Raw genomic sequence first — 1,164 nt, forward strand, 5'->3', positions numbered from 1 at the left:
ATACCAATTCCAATAAATAAATAGTCCAATATTTGGAGTTAGATTTTTTTTTCTTACCTTTGGACTATAAAATAATTGGACATGTCATTACCACTTCAAATAAAAGTTACAGAGAGTATCAAAGAGCTTCGTCAACTTCAAAGACAATACGGAGAATTAATCGGGAAAAGGCTTCAAGTACTCATTGAGATTAAACGCCACGAGAATAAAGGTGGTATCTCTAAGCGTGATTTATCAAAAAATACCGGGGCGAATCATAACAGTATTGTGAAATGGAGGAGACAGTATATAGAAGGAGGTATTGATGTTCTTCTCAAACATGGTAGGAAGGGTTTCAAGCCAAGTATTTTAAATAAAAAAGAGCACGAAGAATTAGCTTCTAAATTAGCCGACCCGACCAATGGCTTGCAAGGTTATAAAGAATTATTGGATTGGGTAAATAAGGAGTTTGAAAAAAACATGAAATACACAACATTATACGAATACGCAAGAAGGCATTTTAAAACTAAAATAAAGGTTGCCCGTAAAAGCCACATTAAAAAAGATAAACATGCAGCAGAGGCTTTAAAAAAAACTTCGGTCAAAAAATAATTGACATAGTATTAAGGATTCCTGTCCAATACCAAAGAGTGAATTTATATGCAGGAGATGAATCTCGTTTTGGAATGCATACAAAAAGCGGAAGAATGCTCACTGTAAAAGGTTTAAAACCTATATGTAACTATCAGCAAACTTTTGAAAATACATATCTTTTCGGTGCTTTCTCTCCTATAACAGGAGATAAATTCCTTTTGGAACTACCCGAATGCAATGCAGATATGTTTCAATTGTTTTTGGATAATATGTCATTACAAAATCCCGATGAATTTAAAATACTATTATTAGACAACGGAGCTTTTCATAAAGCTAAAAAGCTAAAAATACCGGAAAATATAGAACTATTATTCCTACCACCATATAGCCCTGAACTTAATCCTGCTGAAAAAATATGGGCATTATTCAAAAGGGCTTTTACAAACAAATCTTTTAATTCTCTCAGTCAAATAACAGAGTTTTTTATCGAAACTACCAAAACCCTATCTAAATCTACTGTGAAATCTATATGTGCATTTAGCTATTTTTTCTCATCAATTGATTGGACTATGTAATATATGTAAATGGTAT

2 protein-coding genes are annotated in these 1,164 nt (G+C 32.2%); both read left to right on the forward strand.

Annotated elements, in window-relative coordinates; translation table 11 throughout:
* Positions 1-81 precede the first annotated feature (81 nt).
* Positions 82-591 carry a hypothetical protein gene (locus PLC66_RS22775; protein WP_324544453.1) on the forward strand — a complete coding sequence of 170 codons (510 nt, stop codon included), beginning with the start codon at positions 82-84 and terminating at the stop codon, positions 589-591.
* Positions 592-629: 38 nt separating this feature from the next.
* Positions 630-1,148 carry an IS630 family transposase gene (locus tag PLC66_RS22780; RefSeq protein ID WP_324544454.1) on the forward strand — a complete coding sequence of 173 codons (519 nt, stop codon included), beginning with the start codon at positions 630-632 and terminating at the stop codon, positions 1,146-1,148.
* Positions 1,149-1,164 lie beyond the last annotated feature (16 nt).

The sequence above is a fragment of the Thauera sp. genome (assembly GCF_035444905.1).
GTDB lineage: Bacteria > Pseudomonadota > Gammaproteobacteria > Burkholderiales > Rhodocyclaceae > Thauera.